Annotated in this window: 17 protein-coding genes and 1 pseudogene; 10 read left to right on the top strand and 8 right to left on the bottom strand. The window is 40.7% G+C overall.

Going from position 1 to position 22,530, the window contains the following annotated elements; genetic code table 11:
- Nucleotides 1-7 precede the first annotated feature (7 nt).
- Complete coding sequence (rlmN, locus tag CWC16_RS17060) at nucleotides 8-1,138, bottom strand: dual-specificity RNA methyltransferase RlmN (protein WP_004586995.1); 1,131 nt, start codon at nucleotides 1,136-1,138, stop codon at nucleotides 8-10.
- A gap of 184 nt (nucleotides 1,139-1,322) precedes the next feature.
- Entirely contained in the window at nucleotides 1,323-1,754 is a 432-nt protein-coding gene (gene ndk / locus CWC16_RS17055) for a nucleoside-diphosphate kinase (protein ID WP_004586996.1), read from the bottom strand.
- A 217-nt stretch (nucleotides 1,755-1,971) separates the two neighbouring features.
- On the opposite strand from ndk, the gene trhP reads away from it, so the two are divergent.
- From trhP to CWC16_RS17030, 5 genes are all read left to right on the top strand, one after another.
- Nucleotides 1,972-3,363, top strand: coding sequence for a prephenate-dependent tRNA uridine(34) hydroxylase TrhP (gene trhP, locus CWC16_RS17050; RefSeq protein WP_138542381.1), 1,392 nt, complete (start codon nucleotides 1,972-1,974; stop codon nucleotides 3,361-3,363).
- 9 nt (nucleotides 3,364-3,372) lie between these two features.
- Nucleotides 3,373-3,627, top strand: a complete 255-nt coding sequence (locus tag CWC16_RS17045) for a YfhL family 4Fe-4S dicluster ferredoxin (RefSeq protein ID WP_138542380.1) — start codon at nucleotides 3,373-3,375, stop codon at nucleotides 3,625-3,627.
- Nucleotides 3,628-3,759: 132 nt separating this feature from the next.
- The gene (locus CWC16_RS17040; RefSeq protein WP_138542379.1) at nucleotides 3,760-5,085 is read left to right on the top strand and encodes a methyl-accepting chemotaxis protein; all 1,326 of its coding nucleotides are present in this window, start codon (nucleotides 3,760-3,762) and stop codon (nucleotides 5,083-5,085) included.
- A gap of 324 nt (nucleotides 5,086-5,409) precedes the next feature.
- Nucleotides 5,410-8,337, top strand: a complete 2,928-nt coding sequence (locus CWC16_RS17035) for a TonB-dependent receptor (protein WP_138542378.1) — start codon at nucleotides 5,410-5,412, stop codon at nucleotides 8,335-8,337.
- 98 nt (nucleotides 8,338-8,435) lie between these two features.
- Nucleotides 8,436-9,071, top strand: a complete 636-nt coding sequence (locus CWC16_RS17030; RefSeq protein ID WP_055018266.1) for a methyltransferase family protein — start codon at nucleotides 8,436-8,438, stop codon at nucleotides 9,069-9,071.
- On the opposite strand, the gene CWC16_RS17025 is transcribed toward CWC16_RS17030, so the two are convergent.
- Genes CWC16_RS17025 through CWC16_RS17015 form a run of 3 tightly spaced genes read right to left on the bottom strand, consistent with a single transcriptional unit; the run spans nucleotide 9,072 to nucleotide 13,711 of the window.
- A complete protein-coding gene (locus CWC16_RS17025; protein WP_138542377.1) occupies nucleotides 9,072-11,105 on the bottom strand; it encodes an EAL domain-containing protein in 2,034 nt (677 codons plus the stop codon).
- A gap of 3 nt (nucleotides 11,106-11,108) precedes the next feature.
- Nucleotides 11,109-11,642, bottom strand: coding sequence for a YfiR family protein (locus tag CWC16_RS17020; protein WP_138542376.1), 534 nt, complete (start codon nucleotides 11,640-11,642; stop codon nucleotides 11,109-11,111).
- A gap of 8 nt (nucleotides 11,643-11,650) precedes the next feature.
- Nucleotides 11,651-13,711, bottom strand: coding sequence for a TonB-dependent receptor plug domain-containing protein (locus tag CWC16_RS17015; RefSeq protein ID WP_138542375.1), 2,061 nt, complete (start codon nucleotides 13,709-13,711; stop codon nucleotides 11,651-11,653).
- A 479-nt stretch (nucleotides 13,712-14,190) separates the two neighbouring features.
- Between CWC16_RS17015 and CWC16_RS17010 the strand changes: the two genes are divergently transcribed.
- The 3 genes from CWC16_RS17010 to CWC16_RS17000 all read left to right on the top strand — a co-directional run bounded on the left by CWC16_RS17010 (nucleotide 14,191) and on the right by CWC16_RS17000 (nucleotide 16,839).
- Nucleotides 14,191-15,207: a Kelch repeat-containing protein gene (locus tag CWC16_RS17010; protein WP_138542374.1), complete on the top strand. Its 1,017-nt coding sequence runs from the start codon at nucleotides 14,191-14,193 to the stop codon at nucleotides 15,205-15,207.
- Nucleotides 15,204-15,920, top strand: coding sequence for an SIR2 family NAD-dependent protein deacylase (locus CWC16_RS17005; protein WP_138542373.1), 717 nt, complete (start codon nucleotides 15,204-15,206; stop codon nucleotides 15,918-15,920). Before CWC16_RS17010 ends, CWC16_RS17005 begins: the two co-directional genes overlap by 4 nt.
- A gap of 121 nt (nucleotides 15,921-16,041) precedes the next feature.
- A complete protein-coding gene (locus tag CWC16_RS17000; RefSeq protein ID WP_138542372.1) occupies nucleotides 16,042-16,839 on the top strand; it encodes a response regulator in 798 nt (265 codons plus the stop codon).
- Between the two features lie 172 nt (nucleotides 16,840-17,011).
- On the opposite strand, the gene CWC16_RS16995 is transcribed toward CWC16_RS17000, so the two are convergent.
- Nucleotides 17,012-18,325, bottom strand: a complete 1,314-nt coding sequence (locus tag CWC16_RS16995) for a M20/M25/M40 family metallo-hydrolase (protein ID WP_138542371.1) — start codon at nucleotides 18,323-18,325, stop codon at nucleotides 17,012-17,014.
- 414 nt (nucleotides 18,326-18,739) lie between these two features.
- Here CWC16_RS16995 and CWC16_RS16990 point away from each other — a divergent pair, with 414 nt between their 5' ends.
- Nucleotides 18,740-20,062 carry a hypothetical protein gene (locus CWC16_RS16990; RefSeq protein WP_138542370.1) on the top strand — a complete coding sequence of 441 codons (1,323 nt, stop codon included), beginning with the start codon at nucleotides 18,740-18,742 and terminating at the stop codon, nucleotides 20,060-20,062.
- A gap of 142 nt (nucleotides 20,063-20,204) precedes the next feature.
- Here CWC16_RS16990 and CWC16_RS16985 read toward each other — a convergent pair whose 3' ends face one another.
- Both CWC16_RS16985 and CWC16_RS16980 read right to left on the bottom strand, forming a co-directional pair.
- Nucleotides 20,205-20,885, bottom strand: a complete 681-nt coding sequence (locus CWC16_RS16985; protein ID WP_138542369.1) for an SDR family oxidoreductase — start codon at nucleotides 20,883-20,885, stop codon at nucleotides 20,205-20,207.
- Between the two features lie 228 nt (nucleotides 20,886-21,113).
- Nucleotides 21,114-21,794: an SDR family oxidoreductase gene (locus CWC16_RS16980; RefSeq protein ID WP_138542368.1), complete on the bottom strand. Its 681-nt coding sequence runs from the start codon at nucleotides 21,792-21,794 to the stop codon at nucleotides 21,114-21,116.
- Nucleotides 21,795-22,076: 282 nt separating this feature from the next.
- Between CWC16_RS16980 and CWC16_RS16975 the strand changes: the two are divergent.
- Nucleotides 22,077-22,427: pseudogene (locus tag CWC16_RS16975) on the top strand (mechanosensitive ion channel family protein); the annotation flags it as partial.
- Between the last annotated feature and the right edge of the window lie 103 nt (nucleotides 22,428-22,530).

The following is a 22,530-nucleotide window of genomic DNA, read 5'->3' as shown; positions in this document are numbered from 1 at the left end:
TTACAGATTACGCCTGCTGGATATTTACACTAATGGCGTTATCGTCGCGCATTTTCTTTTTCGCCATACGCTTAGTACGGTCAACAACATCGCCAGCTAATTGCCCACAGGCGGCGTCAATATCGTCACCACGGGTACGGCGCACAATACACGTAATACCCGCTGCTTGCAGTACTTTAGAGAAACGGTCAATACGGCTGTTGCTAGAGCGTGTGTATTCGTTACCTGGGAACGGGTTAAATGGAATAAGGTTAACCTTAGAAGGTGTACCTTTAAGCGTTTTAACCAGCTCATGAGCTTGGTCGGTGCTGTCGTTAACCCCGTTTAGCATAACGTATTCAATGGTTACGTCTTTATTGGCTTTAGAGCCATCGATATAACGACGACACGCCGCTAAAAATTCTTCAATAGGGTATTTTTTATTAATTGGTACAAGTACGTCACGCAGTGCGTTATCGGGTGCGTGAAGTGAAATAGCAAGTGCGACGTCTATTTTTTCTTTTAGTAAATCAAGCGCAGGTACAACCCCTGAGGTACTTAATGTTACGCGGCGCTTAGATAAACCAAAGCCCCAGTCGTCCATCATTAGCTCCATTGCTGGCACGACGTTTTTAATATTAAGTAGTGGCTCGCCCATACCCATCATTACTACGTTGGTAACAGGGCGTTTTTCGCTGTTGCCATCAAGGCCTATGTCTTTAGCTACACGCCAAACTTGGCCAATAATTTCCGATACTTTAAGGTTACGGTTAAAGCCTTGTTGCGCAGTTGAGCAAAACGTACACTCAAGAGCACAGCCCACTTGTGAAGATACACATAAAGTGGCGCGGTCTTTTTCTGGGATCCATACCGCTTCAACTTCTTGGCCGCCATCCAGCACTAATGCGTACTTAATAGTGCCGTCGCTTGCTTGCTGGCGAACTGAGATTTCTGGCGCAACAATTTCGCATTCGTTTTTAAGCTTTTCTTTAAGCTTTTTATTAACGTTGCTCATATCGTCAAAGTTATCAACGCCAAAATGATAAATCCATTTCATCACCTGGTCGCCACGAAATGGCTTTTCACCGAATGATACAAACAGCTCGCGCATTGCATCTCGGTTTAAATCTAATAAGTTAATCTTTTTTTGCTCGGTCATGAAACAACCTCAATCGGTGACGGTGGAGATAAAATTTACAAGGACGAATTGTACACAATTCACCCACTTTAATCATTAAGTAAAATATCAAAAATGTACTTAAGGATACTTTACGTAATGACTAAAAAAGGGCTCGAAAGCCCTTTTCTTACTTTGCATTACAGCGTTAGCTGTAAAACTCGAATTAACGAGTACGTGGGCAAAGCTCTTCATCAGCGAAGAAGTACGCGATTTCGCGAGCAGCAGATTCAACAGCATCAGAACCGTGAACAGCGTTTTCGTCGATGCTATCAGCGTAGTCTGCACGTAAAGTACCTGCTAGTGCTTCAGCTGGGTTAGTAGCACCCATGATTTCGCGGTTTTTAAGAACAGCGTTTTCGCCTTCAAGAACAGTAACCATTACTGGGCCAGATGTCATGAAAGATACTAAAGCACCGAAGAAAGGACGCTCGCTGTGCTCTGCGTAGAAACCTTCAGCTTTCTCTTTTGAAAGGTGAACCATTTTAGCTGCAACGATTTTAAGACCCGCAGTTTCGAAACGGTTGTAGATTGCGCCGATGTGGTTTTTTGCTACTGCATCAGGTTTTACGATTGAGAAAGTACGCTCTAAAGCCATCTTTATGCTCCAATAATTTTTAAATAAAAGTGTGAATATTTACGGGCGCGAATTATACGCGTTTTAATTGAAAAAACCTAATTTTATTAAAAACCAGTTTGGTTGCAGTTTTATGATCTTGATCAAAAGCTCATTGTTTGGCGCATTTATAATGCCGCGCTTGTAAATTAATTAATCACATAGCCGATGAGTACTCGGTTAGCTGTATGGAGCGTTTATGCCAGCTGGTTCTTCTATCACTGCTTTTATACCTGAACTGTTATGCCCTGCGGGGAGTTTAAAAAACATGCGCTACGCCTTTGCATATGGAGCTGATGCCGTTTATGCCGGTCAGCCTCGCTACAGCTTGCGGGTACGCAATAACGAGTTTGATTTAAAGACACTACAAATAGGCATTAATGAAGCCCATGCGCAAAATAAAAAGTTTTATGTGGTCTCTAATATTGCGCCGCATAACAGCAAAGTTAAATCGTATTTACGTGATATAGAGCCGGTGATTGCGATGGAGCCCGATGCGCTGATTATGTCAGACCCTGGCTTAATTATGTTGGTACGTGAAAAATGGCCCACTATGCCTATTCATTTATCGGTGCAAGCAAATGCCGTTAATTATGCAAGCGTGCAGTTTTGGGCAAAGCAAGGTATTGAGCGGGTTATTTTATCGCGCGAGCTTTCGCTTGAAGAAATAAAAGAAATTCGCACACTATGCCCAAATACTGAACTTGAGGTGTTTGTGCATGGTGCATTATGTATGGCGTACTCTGGGCGTTGTTTGCTCTCAGGTTATATAAACAAGCGCGATCCAAACCAAGGTACATGCACTAATGCCTGCCGCTGGGAATACGACGTTAAACTAGGTGTTGAAAATGAATCGGGTGAAATGGTTCATAGAATTGATCCTAAAACAGTGATACCAACGCTTGGTGAAGGTGCGCCAACCAATAATATTTACATGCTTGAAGAGCAAGGACGCCCTGGTGAATATATGCCCGCCTTTGAAGATGAGCATGGCACCTACATTATGAATTCAAAAGACTTACGCGCCGTACAGTATGTTGAAAAGCTGACAGAAATGGGCGTACATAGTTTAAAAATAGAAGGGCGAACTAAGTCGTTTTATTACGTTGCCCGCACTGCGCAAGTTTACCGTAAAGCAATTGATGATGCGGTTGCAGGTAAGCCGTTTGATCCTAACTTATTTAAAACACTCGAAAACTTAGCGCATAGAGGCTACACCGAAGGCTTTTTAAAACGCCATGCTCATCAAGATTACCAAAATTACGAATATGGTCATTCGGTATCGACTAAGCAGCAATTTGTAGGAGAGGTGTTAGGGCGCGACGAAAAGGGGTTAGTAAACATAGACGTTAAAAACAAATTTTGTGTAGGAGATTCTTTAGAGCTAATGACCCCGCAAGGTAACATCACATTTGTACTTGATAGCATGCAAAACAAACAGGGCGAAAGGATTAGTGATGCAAAAGGGTCTGGGCATAGTGTAAAAATACCATTAGATGAGAGCATTAATGTAGAGCATGCCATTTTGATGCGTAATTTAGATGAGCAGCAAGATACGCGTAACCCTTATAAAAAAATAGCAAGTGTGTAAGGGATAGGCATGGCACTACTTATTAGTGATAAATGCATTAACTGTGATGTATGTGTAGATGAGTGCCCCAACAGCGCGATTTTTATGGGGGAAGAAATCTATCAAATAGACCCAAATAAATGCACAGAATGTGTGGGGCATTACGATAAACCCACTTGTGTCATAGTGTGCCCTATCAATTGTATTAAAAGCGACCCTTTAAATAAGGAGTCACTTGAGCAGCTCGCACAAAAGTATGTAAACCTTGTTGAAAGTGATAGCTGAACACATAAAAACAAGCATATGCTTAAAAATAGAGTAAAAATTTAGCTTAAACTACTTATTAATTATCGCGTTATCATTAATACCTTCTATACTGGAAGTAACTTTATTTAGTGTTTTTTGGTAGGGAAATTAATGTTTTTTTCAAAAGGTAAGCAAAACGAAATAGCCGCTTTAAAAGCCCAGCTGTATCCCTTGGAGCAGGTATGGGAAGGGCTTTACAAAGAAATGCTGGTACTTAATGTACTTTATGATGGGCGCATTTCGCATGCTAACGATAACTTTTTAAACGCATTAGGTTATAACGAAGATAATTTAACAAATAATCAGTTAGGCGATTTTATTTCTGAGCAGTCGCGGTTATCACCTGAATACGAAGAACTTGAAAAAGCATTCCAAAAAGAAGGCCACTGGAGTGGTGCCATAGAGTTTATACGCCAAGATGGCAATGCAGAATGGCTAAGGTTAATAGTGCACCCAGTGGTGGGCGAGCAAAACCAGTTATTGTATTTTTCTGTGTTTGGCACTGTACTTACCAAAACGATTGCGACTTCTCGTGAGCAAAGCGACACAATAAAAGCGATTTATCGCTCTATGGCCGTGATTGAGTTTGATTTAGCGGGGCACGTATTAACGGCAAACGATCAGTTTTTGTCGGCCATGGGGTACAGTGAATCAGAAATAATAGGTCAGCATCACCGAGTGTTTTGTGAAACCGAAGAAGCTAATTCGGCTGAATACCAAGCATTTTGGAGTAAATTAAGGCAAGGCCAATTTATTGCAGATAGGTTTAAGCGGATAGATAAGTATGGCAACGTGATTTGGTTAGAAGCGACTTACAATCCAATATCAAATGATGCGGATCAACTTTATAAAGTAATGAAGTTTGCCACCGTAATTACTGAGCAAGTAAACCGCGAAATTGCTATATCGCAAGCTGCCGAAATTGCCTACGGCACCTCTACAGAGACAGATAAAACCGCAGAGCGTGGTAGTAGCGTGCTACAAGAAACAGTTTCTGTTATGAATGAGTTAGCCGTAAATATGGAGCAAGCCGCTAATGAAATATCGGCACTTGATCAGCAGTCACAACAAATAGCCAGCATAGTGCAAAGTATTAGTAGTATCGCTGAGCAAACCAATTTGCTTGCCCTTAATGCCGCAATAGAGGCTGCGCGTGCAGGAGAGCAAGGGCGCGGGTTTGCTGTAGTAGCTGATGAAGTAAGGCATTTGGCGTCAAGAACATCAAAAGCAACAGAAGAAATTGTGGAAGTTGTGCAGCGCAATCAATCCCAAACTCAAAGTACAGTGGCCGTTATTGAGCAAGGTAAAGAAAAAGCCGAGCAAGGTTTAGCACTTTCTAAAGAGTCCGGTGATGTTATGGCTGAAATTCAAGATGGAGCACAAAAGGTAGTAAATGCGGTGGGGCAATTTACCAGCCAATTAAACTCTAATAGTTGATTGGCTATAGTGCGATAAAAAACAAGCATATACTAAAACCGCGTTCGCGGTTTTTTGCTTTATGGCGTATTTTACACAATACCCTAGGCGTTTTTTTACACTTAAAACAGCGTTTAAAACTAGCCATATAAACCAAATAGGCTCTAGGTAGTGAGGTGTAAGTCAGTTTTTAAATCATGATAAGGGGAAATTAAGCCATACGTTAACAATAGATTAAGTTTCGCCATGTAAACTTTGCGAGAATTTACTATTGCGTACCTCAATACGTTGACGGAATCACTTATTTGCTTAGCTAAAAGCAACATAAATGGAATAGCTGTAAAAATGATTAATTGCCCACGTCATTACCCCTTTTCTAAAATATATAAATCTTTGTTTTGTGTATCCCTTATTAGCTCAAGTTCGCTTAGTTTAGCCGATGGTGTTACCTCACAAAACGCTAAAACTCAGCTTAAAAAAAACATGGAAGTAATTGAAGTGCGAGGAATACGCACAAGTATGGCTGAGAATTTAGATGTTAAGCGGATGTCTGGCTCTGTGGTGGATGCAATTACAGCCGAAGATATCGGGAAATTTCCTGATAAAAACGTAGCGGATTCGTTGCAGCGAGTGCCCGGTGTTGTTATTGAACGCGACGGTGGAGAAGGGGCATCGGTTAGTATTCGCGGCTTATCATCTGAGCTTACATTTACTCAGCTTAATGGCAATTTTATAGCGTCATCACCCGGGGAGCCTTCTCGTTCGTTCGATTACACTTTACTACCCTCTGCCATGATAGAAAGCGTAGAAGTGTATAAATCGCCAGAAGCACGTTTAGATGAAGGCGGAGTGGGCGGCACAGTATTAATGCATAGCCGCAAGCCTTTAAGCATGGAGGCAAACTCAGGTGTATTTAACGTTGAATCTACTTACGGTGATGTAACAAAAGAATACGAGCCGCAATTTACTGGCTTATATTCATGGAAAAATGACGACGACACCTTTGGCGTATTAGTGGGTTATACCTATCAAGAGCGTACTAATCGCACATTAACAGGCAGCACCGATGCCAATGTATGGCGTTACACTGGTGACAGTCAACCTACTGATATTAATGGAAATGCCGTTGATAACAATAATGGCTGGGATACTATTAATGATGCCAGTGGTAAGAGTTACGATGGCGTGTGGTTTCCGCAGGTAGTACGTGGTTCAGTGCTTAATGAAAAACGTGAGCGTGAAGGTATTCAATTTAGTACGCAGTGGCGACCAACTAACAACTTAGAGCTTGGCTTTAACTACTTTGGGTTTACGCTTGGGCAAGACAGAACTGAATCAGTCATTGATATACCAGAATGGTCACTCAATCCTGATTTTTTAACCGCCGTTACACTTGATCAAACAGGCACTATTGCAACGGGTATGCAATATAATGCCAGTGCTAGCGGTGTTGAAAACGATATGCAGTTTCCGTGGATGCGTGGCAGTTATGTACGCGAAGAGTCTACCTCCGATACGTTTGATTTTAATTTAACCTACGAAGGCGATACCTTTAAAGCACGTTTTGTTATTGGTAACACTCAATCTGAGGGTGGGCCTGAAGAAAGCTGGGAAGCAGCATATAAAAGCTCAAACGCTGGTGAAAACCAAGCCGTTATAGAAAATGCAGCTCAAACAGCTGGCTGGTCAATAGCGCAAGATAATGTATCACTTAATATTGACCCAAATACATTCGCTAACTTGCAAAGTGGTTTGGGCGGCGGCCGTGATGCTGGCTCGTCAAATTCAAGCTTTGTTCGCAGCGAACTCGAAGAGGATTATTACCAGGCCGACATCGACTTTTATGTTGATTGGGGGTTTTTAAAAACCATTAGAACCGGCGCTAAATATCGCCACGCTAACTTACACCGCGAGACCGGCAATACGTTTTTTTTAGACTCTAACTTTGATATTGCTGCAGGTGAAGCAAGTGAGCAAGGTATAACGCAATTTGATAGCTATCAATGGAATGGCGGTATGCCCCTTGCCGAGGATGTGTTTATTAATCAAACCAATATAGTGGGCGGATTTAATATAAACCAAATGCCCAGCATAGATTGGGATACATATCGAGATTTAGTAACCGACAACTACACGCCTTATACCCGCATAGAAGATAACTTTGTATACGATATTGAAGAAAAAATATCCGCGTTTTACATTCAAGGCGATTTTGAATTTAGTGAAGTAAGAGGTAATTTAGGTGTGCGCTTAGTACAAACTAAAACATTAACCTCTTCTACCGATTTATATACTTATCAACGTGACCACACCAATGATGAAACAGGCGAGCCGGTAACTGGCGATGCGCGCTTTGTAGAAGATTATCAGTTGGTTACACAAAAAAACACCGACACTCAAATTCTACCCAGCTTGAATATAGCGTGGGATGCCACCGACGATTTAGTGATTAGAGGCGCTATTGCTAAAGTGATGGCGCGACCAGATTACAGCGATTTAGGGTCGCAGCAGCGTATTACGTTTGTATCAAATGAATGGGCAGATGACAGAGCTGCATTTAACGAGCTTGCAGGCTTTAGTGGCAGTGGCGGTAATAAAAATTTAAAACCTTTTGAATCAGTGCAGGCCGATTTATCTATTGAATATTATTACGCCGAGGGCTCAGCATTGGGGCTAGCGCTGTTTCATAAAAAGGTTGATAACTTTGTTGTGCCGCTGGTAATAGATATGCAGCAAGAGTTTGCAGGCAAAGAAAATATAGTAGAAAGCGGGGTAATTACCGTTGCGCCATACAGCACCGTGGGTAACGGCACTGATGCAGTATCAAAAGGGGCTGAAGTATTTATACAACATGCATTTGCAGGTGGTTTTGGCTTTTATGCTAATTACACCTATAACAAAACCAATAAAGCCGATGTAAGTGTAAATGGTGAAGAATTTGGCCAATCGCCATTAATTGGAAGCGCTAAATACCAATACAACACCTCCGCTTATTACGAAGGCGAGTACTTTACTCTTCGCGCGTCGTACAATAAACGCGGCGAAACAGTACTTGGCTTAAACAGTGGTTTAAATGTATATCAAGACCCTTACGAGCAAGTTGATGTAAATGCCGCCATTAATATATCTGATAGCTTAAGTTTAACAGCCTCTGTTATTAATTTAACTAAATCGGAAACTGTTACGCGTTTAGGTAATGATACCGATGCGCGTTTATTAAGTTCAAGTTACTCAGGTAGGCGCTACTACGCGGGTATAAATTATATTTTTTAGGTAAAAACCCACTATACGTTTTTAGCACACTAACCTTGTTAATAGATAGCATGGCTATTATGATGAAATTATTATAAAAGGATGAAGAAAATAAATTAATGAGCTACCAACCGTTTATAGATGATTCTGCTTCGCTAATCGAATTTACGCGTGTGTATTTAGCGCTTTTTTACACGTTTGTGGCGGGGTTTTACACAGTTAGAATTATTTATAAAAACCGTTCAACGCCTGCGGGTGTTATTTTTCCTGGCGCTAAGTTTTGTACTAGCTGGTGGAATCATATGGCGTTTAAGTTTTTTCGGGCTGCTATATGGTTAGTGTGTGTGCTGCGTGTGTTTGTACCTGCCACCGACAACTACTTAGGTATGTTTAATTCCTTAAATGGGTGGCCAGGTGTTATGTTTGGCAATATTTTGCTCACGGCGGGCTTTGCACTTAGCATGGTGGTGCATTTTCATATGGCGTCACTTTGGCGCTCGGGTATAGATCCAAATGGACCGCAAACGCTTAAAACCACAGGCTTATATAGTTTTTCGCGCAATCCCATGTATGTAGGTGTGGCAACTGCTCAGCTGGGATTCTTTTTAGCCTTACCGAGTGTATTTAGTTTAATTTGCTTGGCCGTGGGCTTAATTGCACTTTATAAACAAATAGTGGTTGAAGAAGCACATTTAGCAACACGCTTTAATAGTGACTACCTAAACTACAAGCAAACCGTACCGCGCTGGCTGTAATTATTCGGTGGTGGCTTTTATTTGCAGATGGCTATTTATAAAGTTTTGCTTTGAAAGTGGCTTTGAATATAAATAGCCCTGAATATAGTCACAGCCCAATGCAATTAATTGCGCTTGTTGAGTGGGTGTTTCTACCCCTTCGGCGACCACTTCTACCCCTAAGTTATGCGCCATTGTAATTATGGCTTTAATTAGCGCTATACTGCTACTATTGGCTTCAATATTTTGTACAAACGATTGATCTATTTTAAGTATATCAATGTCTAATTGTTGCAGGTACGCAAGCGATGAGTAGCCAACCCCAAAGTCATCAATGGCAATGTCTATAGCAAGCGCGTTAAGCCGCTTTAAATGGTGTTGGATTGCGTTATCTGGGTCCATTAAGCTGTTTTCAGTTATTTCAATTAGAATTGTGTGAGGGGGCAATTTATAAAGTTTGCATGCCTCTACCCACTGTGTAACCCACACACCGTCGCGGTCAATTTCTAAAGGTGAGGTGTTTACACTAATTTGCACCGGTGTATAACTTAGTTTATTAAACTCTACAGCATCACGAACAGCTTGCGATTTAACCCATTCTCCTAGCTCTTTTATTAAGCCATTTTGTTCTGCTACATCAATAAATTCGGCAGGGCCAATAATGCCTTTTTTTGGATGATTCCAACGGATCAGCGCTTCCGCTTTTTTCAGCGTATGTGAATGTGGGTCCCATATTGGTTGGTAGTAAAGTTCAAACTGGTTTTTATGCAAGCCGATGCGTATCTCTTCTATAAGACGACGTTTTTCAATAGCGAGCTCTTCCATTTCATAGGAAAAAAATTCGAACCTATTGCGCCCCTTACTTTTTGATAAATACATTGCTTGGTCAGCTCGTTTGATCAACGTTTCTACCGAGTCGCCGTCTTGTGGGAAAAATGCCACGCCCATACTTGCAGTTACCTGAACATGCTCGTTTTTAATAGTTATGGTTCGGGTAAGGCTTTTCATTACATCGTGAGCTATATGGGAGACCGTTGTTGTATCGTTTACTCCTTTAAGTATAAGGGTAAATTCATCACCGCCTAAACGCGCCACTATATCTTGCTGTTTTAAGCAGCGGCGAAGTCGCTTAGCCACCTCGCGGAGTAATAAATCACCAAAGTCATGGCCTAAGCTATCGTTTACCTCTTTAAAGCCATCTAAATCAATAAACACCAAAGAAAATGGTTGCTCAGGGGGACTTACAAGTTGTTGCAGGTGCTCGTAAAAGTAGCGGCGGTTAGGTAGGTCGGTTAGGCCATCTTGATAGGCATATTGATGCAGCTGAACATTGGCATTTTCGAGCTCTTTTGTTCTTCGTTTTACTTGGCTTTCAAGTAGGTTATCGCGCTGTTCTATAGTGTGTAGCATGGTATTAAAACAGCTGGTTAGCTTACCCACTTCGTCCTTTGAAAGCTCTTTAGCTCGTAAACTATAGTCGTTAGATGAGGTAATCTGCTCCGCAGTTTGTGCTAAATATAAAATGGGGTTTAAAAAACGTTTTCTGAGCATTAGCGATACAAGCAAACTTAAAATAAAGCTAAAAATCATTAATACAATAATAAACCGGCCATAAAAAGCGGCTCTGTTGTCTAGGTCACTGTCGTCGGCGCGCACAATAAGTGTACCATAGCGCTGTGCATCAATTTTTAGTGGTGTTTTTACTTCTGTAGTATGCGCAGCTGAGTTTTCTTTATTGTATTTAGGTGCTGCAACGCTTGCGAGTTGTTGGCTAAAATTGTCTAGCACTTCTACAGAAACAATGTCGGAGCGCATTAATAGCGGCTCAATGAGCTCTTTAATGGCAGCAATATCGTAAAAAATTAAGGCCGTACTTATATTGGGAGCCAATATTTGAGATAGCGATTTTAGGCTTTGAGTTTGTTCTTCTTTAGCTGTTTTGAGCTCATACGCGCTAAAAACAGCAGTTACGGTCGCCGTAGAGATAAGCGCAACACTCATTAAAATAAACAGCAGCTTTTTGCTCATTGAGTTAAGCGAGAAGTAGTTTTTCATTATTTACCCCTCAACTACACGAGCTAGGCGAAGCACTTTTGAGCTCATAGTAATGCCTGCTTTTTTGAGCTTGTTAGGGGCAACTTCAAAGCGTACCTTACTACTTGATAGAAAAAATCGAATATGTCCATTTGCGGCTATAAAGCCATCGGTTTCGCCAACTACCATTGTATTTTTTAACTCAAGGGCAGAGTGAGCCTCTAACCATAATTTGTAGGTATTATCGGTAATAAAGACTATATCACAGTCCTCAAGTACGGTTCTCTTAAGGGGGGTGTATTTATTACGTAGGTAGCGATTATGCACTTTGCGATTTTCTAAAGCGGCATTGGCTATGGCTATAAATTGGCTATCGGGACTACAGATTAAAAAATCGGGCGTGTTTTCTTTAGCTGATTGCCATTGGCCTAATCGGGCAAAGTTATATAAAAAGCCTGCTTTAAGTACATATTCTTTTTGCACAGCAAAGGCGCTTGGGCTTGTACAAAGCCCAAGGCATAAAAATAGGTAAAGCAGTCGATTTAAAAGCTTAAGCATTGGCTCTCTTAAAATGTTGCGCTAACAGAAAACGTAACACATTCGTCGATATAGTTTGGCACTGTAAATGTTTCGCGAGTATTGCCGTATTCAATATGGGCGCCTGCAAATAAGTTTTTGCCTGATACGGCTGTGGCCCAGTTGTTGTTTATTTTCCAGCTCCATGTAAGGTCTACCGCCGTGTAGTTATCTGTATTATAGGTGCTTGAGTTTTCGGCTCTTAATGTAGCAAAAACAGTATGCTGTTCATTTAGATGATAGTTGAGTTTTGTAAATAACTGCCTGTTTATCGAGTCGTAGCCAATAGTGGGGCGCGTTGCATTAGGTAAATCATAATCTATTTTAGTGTAGCTGTAGCCAATTTCGCTGCTTAAATCGTCTATTAGTTGTATCGAAAATAACAAATCACCGCCGGTGGTGGTGGTTTCACCGAGCGAGACAAAGTCGTAGTCTAAGCTTGTTCTTTGCAATGCCGCAAACACTTGAGGTATTTGCCCTAAAAGGTAAAAATTTAATGCAGGTATAAATTGTTCTACGTGAGGGTTTAAGCTAATTACGGCAACATCATCTGCTTGCGTATTAAACGCAGAAACATCTAAAGACCAGTCAGCCTTAGATACACGGTAACCTAGCTCGTAGGAGGTATAGTTTTCAGCTTTTACTTTATCGTTACCATTTAAAAATGTGGCTATATGGTATTCATCTATTTCGGGTACGCCCGATTGCATACCAATGACGTCTGAAATTTTTTGGCCATTGACTCTAAAGTTATCATTATATTCAATCAGGGTAGGAATACGGACACTTCGAGAAATTGAGCCCCAAGCTAAGTGATCGTGATTTGGTTGATAGGTAAAACGAACTAAAGGTTGGTTTTCCCAGCCGGTTAAATCGTTATGCTCTATTTTTGTACCAACAATGAGGTTTAACGTATCAGGTATAACACTGTATTGTGCTTGTAGCATGGCACCGTATTGATAAAGATTATCCAAGTCTTTATCGCTATTAATAAAAATACTATCTTGGAAAGAAATATTATTAAAGCGATAATTTAGGCCCCAATCTACCTGTAATGCACCGGCAATAAAGTTCATTTGATAATCAATATCAATCGATTCAAAATCTTCATTTATATAGGGCTGATCGCCTTGCTGTTTAAGCCACGACATTTGCAACATTTGATTTGCATTCTCAGAAAGGCGATGCTCAATACGGGTCATTAAGCGCGTGTCGCGCCTGTCAGCGGTTGTTGGAAACTGCTGGCTACGATTCGACGAATCTAAAACGCCAGTAAGGTTTTGACCGTGCTGCGTGTGAGTATGATCCCCCTGGAAGAGTATTGACCACTCATCGCTGGGCGTAAAATCGGCTCTAAAGCCACCGGAATGTTGCTTAGTAAAGTCATTCGGTTTAATGCGACTGCCTTTTTTAGAAGGTGCAGTATTTTTAGTATTGTAATAGCCCCTGTAACTACCAATATCTGAAATATCGCCGCCACGGCGAAGGCTTATATCAGCATTAATTTGATTACCTGTAATTGCTTTAGCGTATGTGTTGCGTGTATCTATGCTGTTTTTAGTAATGATATTAATAACGCCGTTATTTGCATTATTACCCCATAACAACCCACCCTGACCTCGAATAACTTCAATGCGCTCAATGTCGTATAAGGGCACATGTAATGACTCCCAGTATACAGCGGCGAATTTCGGCGTATATAAGCTTTGCCCATCTATCATTACCAGTAATTTGCTTGAATAACGAGAAGCAACACCGCGGGCAGAAATAGCCCATTGATTGTTATCAAGCTGTCTTACGGCAAGCCCTGGCACCATTTTTAACGCCTCAGGAATAGAGGTGGCTCCCGAACTTTCAATTTGCTCTTTGCTTAGTACGTAAATAGACGAGGCTGTATTAAAGGCCGATTGTGCTCGTTTCATTGCAGAGGTGGCCTGCACATCCATTCCCATTAACGCATCAAGGTCTAAGTCATCGTCGTTTAATGGGTCTGCAACGAGCATTGGTGAAACAATAAGAATTGAGAACAACAACGTTTGAGGTACTTTCACCTAGGTTTTCTCCACACGGTTCAAAAATCAAAAACAAGGTATGTTTTTGTAAAACATTTTACGCCACAAAATATTAACATACTTTATGTCTATAAAAGTACACTTTATTATTAATTCAAAACAAATCATTTTGAATTAACTAATAAGAAAAGGGTAAACCTAAAGAATTAAGTTATTGCTTTGTTTACCTTAATATACAGCACATCTGTATAAAAAAGGTACAAGTTAAGCAATGGAATAAAGAGCGGTTGCTATGAACTCGCATTAATACAGTTTAATGATTTATTTACACTTATTAGGTAAAAACGATTTATTTATGCCATATATAGCACTTACATTAATATGCTTATTAATCGATAGTATTTGTATTGCTGTAGGTAAACCCAGTGAGATTACTTAAATAACCTGATGATTACTGGTTCATAAAGGTAAAATAAATTACCCTAAGTGCATTAGTCACTTTTATATTACTTGTTTTTATGAGCCTTCTTTTCTCTGTTGTGTTAGCAAGCCTTCCTGCTTTACCCGAACCCGTTGCAAACAATGCCGTAGCTAAGGTTACAGTACAAAACCAACGCTACTTTTTAAGTTTTATGGGGCTGGGTAAAAGCAAACAGCATACCGATGTACACAACAAGGTGTTTTCACTTAAATTAGGTGAGAGTGCATGGCAGCAGCAAGCGAGCGTACCTTCAAGCTTACCCTTAAAAGGGCGTTTAGCGAGTACTGCTGTGGGCTTAGGTGAATACGCTTATATATTTGGTGGTTATACGGTAGATAGCGATCATACTGAAATTTCAAGCCCCGATGTTTACCGCTTTGATATAAAAAGCAATACATACAAACACCTTGCAAGTATGCCAGTACCAGTTGATGACAGCGTAGCGCTAAGTTACAAAGAGCGCTACATATACCTTATTAGCGGTTGGCATAACGATGGCAATGTAAATTTAGTACAAGTATACGATACCCAAACTGACACATGGCAACAGGCCTCACCGTTTTTAGGAGAACCTGTTTTTGGCCAAGCAGCAGCCATTAGTGGTAATACTATAGTTATTTGCGATGGGGTTAAAACCCAGGCTAACCCAGATTCACGTCGCTCGTTTGCAGGCGTTGCGCAGTGTTTAAAAGGCACTATTAATGCAAGCAATCCGCTAAAAATAGATTGGCGTACTTTGCCACACCCTACAGGTGAGTCGCATTACCGTATGGCTGCGACTAGTTACAATGGCAATATTTACATGCTGGGTGGCTCTAATAACCCGTATAACTACAACGGTATTGGTTACAATAAAAAGCCCGCTCCGGCGAGCAGCCATGTGTGGCGTTTTAATATAAAGCAAAACTCGTGGCAAGTATTACCTAATGTAGCTGTTGGCAGTATGGATCACCGTGGCTTACTTGAGCACAATGGGTTTTTATATCGTATTGGCGGAATGAACAACCAACAGCAAGTAATAAGTGATGTATTAGGGTACGAGGTAACACAGTGAATACGCTTTATATTACCGGCGCAGGGGTAAGCGCAGCCAGTGGCATACCTACATTTAGAGGGGAAGATGGCTTTTGGACTATAGGCAGTAAAAATTATACCCCCATGGAAATGGCCACGCGAGCTATGTATCAAAATAATCCACGCGAGTTTTTAGCTTGGTATTACAACCGTTTTGCAGCCTATCGGAATCACGGCCCTAATGACGTTCACCATTGGCTTAGCGATAAAAATTTAATTACCCAAAATATAGATGGCCTTGATGGCAAAGCAGGTAACAAAAATTACATTGCTATACACGGCAGGCTCGATCAAATGACATTATTTCATGAGCAAGGCGAAGCAGTTAAACCGCTTATGACCCCGTGGGATAGCGTAGACGAAAGCCGCCTGCATGACTCTCTTTTTGAGCTATTTAATATTCAAAACCAAATGCCTGAGCTAAATCATTCATTTAAGCCCTTTGTTTTGTTATTTGATGAATACTACACCGAGCTTTACAGAATAACAGAAGCGCAGCAGCGTATGCTCAATGCCGATAAAATTGTATTTATGGGCACCTCGTTTAGTGTCAATATCACGCAAATGGCAATTGAAATAGCACGAAATTACGATATACCCGTTGAGGTAGTTGACCCTGAGCCTGCACATATTTTGCACGCTAACGTCACGTATAAAAAAATGAATGCGTTAGATTACATTCAATCTAATTAATAAGTGCTATATTTTAAGGGGATTGCTAATGTTTTCTCAAATATTACAATCCCTTTATATAATATTAACGAGTCAATAATGTTATTATTATCCTGATTATAACAATACCAAAGAGACTTGAATGAGCGACTTAACTGCAATAGCAAATTTGTCCATTTTACTTGTAGAACCTTCAGAGGTTCAGCAAAAAATAATAATAAAATCGCTTTTAGAAAGCGGTGTAAAACAAGTTGAAACTGCAACAACACAAACTCAAGCGCTTAGTTTATTAGCAAGTTATCACCCCGACTTAGTAATAAGCTCTATGTATTTATCTGACGGCACTGCCGATTCACTATTGCAGGAAATAAGGTCAAACCCTACCACTGAGCATCAACCTTTTATGCTTATATCGAGCGAGCGTAATAAAAAATACCTTGAGCAATTACGTCAATCGGGCGTGTTGGCTATTTTACCCAAGCCTTTTAGCGCAAAAGCAATTACCCGTGCTCTAAAAGCAACGCTCGATATTATAAGCGAAGAAGAAGTAGAGCTTGATCATTTTGATGTAACGCTACTGCGAGTTTTAGTAGTAGATGACAGCCGCTTTGCACGTAAACACATCATACGCGTACTTGCTGGCATGGGTATTCCTGCGCCGGTAGAGGCCGAAAATGGTAAAGAAGCGATAGAGCAGCTCAATGAGCAATCGTTCGACTTAATTGTTACCGACTACAATATGCCTGAAATGGATGGTCGCGAACTAACGGAAACAGTACGTGGCTCAAATGCTTACTCGCATATTCCTATTTTAATGGTGAGCTCAGAGGCAAACGACACCCACCTAGCTAATATTGCCCAAGCGGGTGTTGATGCTATTTGTGATAAGCCGTTTGAACCCGCCACAGTGCGAGAATTACTGTATAAAATAATGTCTTAGTAGTTCAAAAAATGGCTAACATATCATAAGTTAAACAACTAAAAGGCCACAAAACATATATTAACTGCAATCCAGCTATCAAATACGCGCCAGCTAAATGGGGAGCTTAATATCTTTTTAATTTTGGCGCGAAAAACACCAAGCTACTTATTGGCAAACCGAAAGCCTGCGTTTATAGCTGCCCTAATCTGTATATAAGCAGCGCTGTTTTAGCGGTGTTTTTATTTAGGCTGGTTAAATCGGCGGTTTCGTTTTTAGTGTGCGCGCCACTGCCCATTAAGCCTAGCCCATCAAGCGCCATATCAACATGGTTTGCAGCAAACGAAATATCAGCAGCGCCGGCATTACGAGGGTTTGCAGCCACCACTTTGTTATAGCCTAAGTCTTGGCTTGCCTGGCTATACAGTGCAAGCAGCTTTTTATTACCTTCGGTGAGTCCCATTGGTGGGTAGCCGTCTTCAAAAATAAGTTCGGCTTGGCTGCCATTTAAGCTTTTAGCCACTATTTGCTGCATCACTTTTTTAGCGCCTTCTACCTGCTTTGGCGAAAGCGCTCGTAAATCACCCGCTACATGCACGGTTTGTGCAATTACATTACTTTTACCAAATGCCGTGGCTGACGAGTTAGCACTGTCGTACTGTGCATCAGTGCCGCCCACAATAAGCCCAGGGTTAAAGGTTAAATTAGGTTGCGTGGCAAGTTGCTCTCTAAAGTCATTTAAAATACGCGACGCCTCGTAAATAGCGCCATAGCCCACATTGTCACTAAATATTTGCGATGAATGTGCAGCATTGGCCGTTACATTTAATGTCCAGCCGGTATAACCACGGCGCGCTGCCATCGCGGTTTTAATATTGTTATCGCCATTTTCATAGCCAAGCACTACATCTGCCCAAATTGCGCCATCTACAATAGCTTGTTTAGATAAGGTAAGCGGGCGACCGCTGCTTTCTTCATCGCCAGTCAGTAATACTTTTATGCTTACATTTTCAAGTAAATTAAGGGCTTGTAAGCTTTTAAGTGCGGTAATTATTATCGTGTTGCCACCTTTCATATCGGCTACACCTGGGCCGCTCACGGTGTGTTCATCAATTTGTTTGTAGGTAGTAAAGTTATCGTGTTTGGCAAACACAGTATCAAGGTGGCCGATCATCAGTATTTTTATTGCATCGGGGTTTTTACTCTCATGCGTAGCGAGTACATGCCCTGCACGGTTAAACGTGCTGCCATCTAACCACTCAACCTTAAAACCAATCGCTTTTAGTTGCTCACTTGCAAGCGCGCCTACCTTTTTTACGCCTTCAATATTAAGTGAGCCGCTATTAATGTTTACCGCTTGTTTTATCTCTTCAAGTGCTTGGGGAATATTCTTATCGACCTGTTTTACTATTTCACGCTCATTCTTATTAAGCGCCGCATGGCTTGTAAGCGACAGGGTACTTGCAAGGGTAAGAATAAGTGCTTGGCTAAATTTTAAAAGTGACATAACAGCCTAATAATTGACGAAAAGAATATTTAATATGAAGTAAAAATACACAGGATTCAATAGGAGTAGATTGTGATTTGTAACTAATTTTATAAGTAAGAATTAGTTACAAGTTTAATAATTATAGGGTGTACGCGTTATTAGTTTAAATAATGGTATTTAAAATATAATTTCTTAATTAATAATCACGGGTATAACTAATCAGCTATACGTCTGATATTACAGATCTCCCTCGTTTTGGGGTTTTGCTCCATTTAGATAAGGTAAGGCGAAGCTAGCTATCTGTTTACATGTGTTTATTTTATAGCTAGGATGAAATCACTGTAATATAGGGACATTTGTCGGTTTGTAAAACGACAAATATTGTAGGCTAAATAGTTAGCTGTAATGGAAATATCGGTACAAGGATTATAAATGTCAGATTTAATCGTAAAAGAAGAACTTCAACTCCCATCGTTACCTACAACAGTTTTACCTGCATTAGCCGAGTTAACAGCCTCATTGGGGATACCTAGAAATGTACTGGCAAGTAGTGAGGAAATTGAATATGCATGGAAAGACCTACCTCGTGAGTTAAGGGAAATCCCAAATGATTTACGTGGTGAGCTTATAGCTAGAATGTGTGTTGCTGTAAGTACTGGGTTATTTGACGGTGCAATGAATTATGCTTGGAATGCTGCAATTTTACAGTTACGCCAAAAAATAAGAAATTTTGGACTAGCTGTAGTTGCTCAAATTCAACAAAGTGACTTCGAAGAAAGACACTTATTAGAATTACAAGATAGTAGATTATTAGAGCTGTGTTTAAAACTTAATATTATTAATGAGGACGGTTTCTTCTTCTTAGATCAATGCCGTGACGTTAGGAATAATTTTTCTGCCGCTCACCCAACAATGGGCACGGTTAATGATCGTGAATTTACAACATTCTTAAATCGTTGTGTTAGATATGCTTTAGCAGATTCATCTTCACCAAAAGGTGTTGATATTGGTTCTTTTATTTCTGCTGTTAAAGGACCTAGGTTTAACCTTAATCAATGCAACATATGGATCGAAAGGTTACAGGAAACTCATGATGCTCAGCGACAGATGTTACTTAATATGGTTCATGGAATATATTGTGATCCTGCTACACCAGAACCTTCACGGTTAAACTCACTTGATATATGCCACGGATTAAAAAATCAACTAACGTCTACTGTAAGATCGGAACTGATTAACAATCACTCTGAATATGTTGCAAAAGGTCTAGAAGATAAGCATGTTGCATCATTGCAGTTTTTTGAAAAGTTAGGGTTGTTAGGCATTCTAAATGAGTCCGAGCAACATACTGTTTTTTCACGTGCCATTGACAGGTTGTGGAATGCGCATAATGGAATGAATAACTTTTACAATGAAGCTCCTTTTGCAGAACGCTTACTTGAATTATCTCAACAAGGTGCAATCCCAGAAACAGTGCAGGAACAGTTCGTACAAACAGTCGGTTCTTGTCGCACTGGAAATGGTTATGGCGTTGCTAATAATGCAGTTTCATATTACAACAAAATAATCCAAGGATTTTCTCCTAGAGAAATTGCCACCTTAATTCGAAGCGCAGGAGATAATTCGAATCCTTTAGGACGTAGAATTCGCAATGACTCTAGTTGTAAAAGAAACTTCAAATCATTGCTCAATTTAATTGACGCTTCTAGCGTTCCTAGCGGAGTAAAAACAGCTTATGATCAGTTCATACGCTAATAACAGCTAACAAAACTTTTAAATGCTAATGACCTATAATCCATTCTTACCTACTAACATCTAACCCAAGCTAAGCAATAACAACCATCAGGTTTAACGCTATTGGCATTAAACCTGAGAGCTCAAACTCAACCAATTAACGTTAATTAGTTGGCATCAAATAAATTTCGCGTACGCTGTTGCGCTGGTTTGCCTCTATTGCAAACAATACCGCGTCGGCTACGTCTTGCGGGTCGAGTTTGTCGGGCTTAGCTTCATCAAAAAATGGGGTGTTTACCATGCCAGGGGCTATGGTGGTACAGCGGCCATTCCACTCGCTCATTTCCTCAGCTAAATTTTGCCCAAACCCGTAAGCAAACCATTTGGTTGCACCGTAAATAGAGCCTTTAATAGGCTTACGACCAGCGGCTGAGCTGGTTAATATAAAGTGGCCTTTGTTTTGGCGTAAATGTGGCAGTGTTGCTTTTGCCGTCCACAGCAGAGCTTTAATGTTTATGTCTATCATGGTTGACCATTCATCAGGGTCACCCTTTTCGGTGCCTGCGGTTGAAACGCCCATACCTGCATTGGCAAATGCGGCATCTAGTCGGCCAAATTTTTCGAGCCCTTTTGTTACTACGTTTTCAAGCTCGGTAAAGTCGGTGGCATCTGCGGGTACACTCAGTGCGTTATCTTCACCTAATGATTGTACTAATTTAGTTAATTTGTCTTTGCTTCTGGCTGTAAGTATTACTTTGTGGCCGTTATTAACCAGTGTTTTAGCAGTTGCTTCACCTATGCCACTTGAAGCACCTGTAATGAGGACTATTTTTTCTTTCGCCATGATTATTTCTCCTATGTTTACATATTCAAAATGATAAGAACGGTTTAACTAATATGTGCTGTTTACTGTAACAGTACTGGGTTAACAGGGCTTGAATGGAGAAGCTTGTTTATCTTTTGAGGTTGAATTTGCAGCAGTGTGTTTGGTATTTAAGCAAGAGGCATAAGTACAGCGCGATTAAACATTCCTTGGGTAGAACCAATTTTAATTCTGAAAGGTCAGGCCCCATTAATTGGTTGGCCTTAGGTGTATTTCTCTGATGTTATTGCGCTGGTTTGCTTCAAGTGCAAAGAGTACGGTGTCGGCAACATCTTGTGGGTATAATTTGTCGGGCCTTGCTTCATCGGTAAATGGGGTATTAACAGCCCCTGGGGTTATGGTGGTACAGCGCCCGCCCCATTCGCTCATTTCTGCTGCTAGGTTCTGGCCAAAGCCATAAGTAAACCATTTACTTGCACCATATATAGAGCCTTTAACAGCTCTGCGGCCAGTGGCTGAGCTGGTTATAATAAAGTGGCCTTTGGTTTTACGTAAATGGGGGAGGGTGAGTTTAGCGCTCCACAGCAGGGCGTTTATGTTTATATCAAGCATAGTTGCCCATTCGTCGGGGTCGCCTTTTTCTATTCCTAATGTGTTTAGCCCTTTACCTGCGTTTGCAAATGTAGCGTCTAAGCGGCCAAATTTGTTAAGCCCTTTTGTTACTACGTTTTCAAGTTCGTTAAAGTTGGTTGCATCTGCCGGTACGCTGAGTGCGTTATCCTCGCCTAATTCTTTAACTAATTTTGTTAATTTGTCTTCGCTTCTGGCGGTAAGTATGACTTTGTGGCCATGGTTAACCAGCGTTTTGGCGGTTGCTTTGCCAATACCGCTAGAGGCACCTGTAATGAGGATTACTTTTTTGTTTGCCATTGTTATTTCTCCTATGTGAGCCTATTCAAAATAAGGAAAGTATTTACGGTAACTTTTGTACTAACACTAACAGGGTGTGGTTAACCTAAATTGAATAGTAACGTCAGAGAAACATAGCTTTTATTTAATGCTTTAATTTAATACAAAAACAATAGGTATAACTAATTTATAGCTATATACTCGCGCGGTTTTTTAGCCATTAGGGTTAAATTGTGGGTTTAGCGCATTTAGCTTTGCTCATTTTTAAATTGTGCTGAGTGTCAGCCGTTTTTTGGAATATGTATGAAAGATAAACTTATTGTGTTTTGGCAAAGCCATTCAGAAACAATCATCACTTTAGGTTACAAAGTGGTGTTAGCTTTGGCTATTTTAGTTGCAAGCGCGCTTATTGCACGCTCGGTTAAAAAAGCGATTAAAAACTCTAAGTCGCCATTAAAAAAAGTAGACGAAACGCTACTGCCGCTTCTATCGAGCATTGCGGGGTATTTAGTTTACATAATTGCTTGGCTGATTATTTTAGATATTTTTGGCGTTAATACGGCAAGCTTAATAGCGCTAATGGGCGCGGCGGGTTTAGAGATTGGTTTGGCGCTTAAAAACACTTTAAGTAATATAGCCGCTGGCATTATGCTATCAGGGCGTGCTGACCTTTGCGGATTGAAATTTGTTCAATCTAGGGGCGGTTAAATCGCGACGCGAGGTTTGTAACCTAGTGGGCTAAGTAAAAACCGAGCAA

The sequence above is a fragment of the Pseudoalteromonas sp. S3776 genome, assembly GCF_005886915.1.
Lineage (GTDB): Bacteria > Pseudomonadota > Gammaproteobacteria > Enterobacterales > Alteromonadaceae > Pseudoalteromonas.
Note: the sequence above shows the minus strand (reverse complement) of the source record. Positions and strands in the feature narration are given on the sequence as shown.

Bases quoted from the DNA above. Each gene is read 5' to 3' on its own strand.
- CWC16_RS16990 (WP_138542370.1), top strand. From the start codon at position 18,740: ATGTCAGATTTAATCGTAAAAGAAGAACTTCAACTCCCATCGTTACCT.
- CWC16_RS17000 (WP_138542372.1), top strand. From the start codon at position 16,042: ATGAGCGACTTAACTGCAATAGCAAATTTGTCCATTTTACTTGTAGAA.
- CWC16_RS17040 (WP_138542379.1), top strand. From the start codon at position 3,760: ATGTTTTTTTCAAAAGGTAAGCAAAACGAAATAGCCGCTTTAAAAGCC.
- ndk (WP_004586996.1), bottom strand. From the start codon at position 1,754: ATGGCTTTAGAGCGTACTTTCTCAATCGTAAAACCTGATGCAGTAGCA.
- CWC16_RS16995 (WP_138542371.1), bottom strand. From the start codon at position 18,325: ATGTCACTTTTAAAATTTAGCCAAGCACTTATTCTTACCCTTGCAAGT.
- CWC16_RS16985 (WP_138542369.1), bottom strand. From the start codon at position 20,885: ATGGCGAAAGAAAAAATAGTCCTCATTACAGGTGCTTCAAGTGGCATA.
- trhP (WP_138542381.1), top strand. From the start codon at position 1,972: ATGCCAGCTGGTTCTTCTATCACTGCTTTTATACCTGAACTGTTATGC.
- CWC16_RS17020 (WP_138542376.1), bottom strand. From the start codon at position 11,642: ATGCTTAAGCTTTTAAATCGACTGCTTTACCTATTTTTATGCCTTGGG.
- CWC16_RS16980 (WP_138542368.1), bottom strand. From the start codon at position 21,794: ATGGCAAACAAAAAAGTAATCCTCATTACAGGTGCCTCTAGCGGTATT.
- CWC16_RS17010 (WP_138542374.1), top strand. From the start codon at position 14,191: ATGAGCCTTCTTTTCTCTGTTGTGTTAGCAAGCCTTCCTGCTTTACCC.
- CWC16_RS17045 (WP_138542380.1), top strand. From the start codon at position 3,373: ATGGCACTACTTATTAGTGATAAATGCATTAACTGTGATGTATGTGTA.
- rlmN (WP_004586995.1), bottom strand. From the start codon at position 1,138: ATGACCGAGCAAAAAAAGATTAACTTATTAGATTTAAACCGAGATGCA.
- CWC16_RS17035 (WP_138542378.1), top strand. From the start codon at position 5,410: ATGATTAATTGCCCACGTCATTACCCCTTTTCTAAAATATATAAATCT.
- CWC16_RS17030 (WP_055018266.1), top strand. From the start codon at position 8,436: ATGAGCTACCAACCGTTTATAGATGATTCTGCTTCGCTAATCGAATTT.
- CWC16_RS17025 (WP_138542377.1), bottom strand. From the start codon at position 11,105: ATGAAAAACTACTTCTCGCTTAACTCAATGAGCAAAAAGCTGCTGTTT.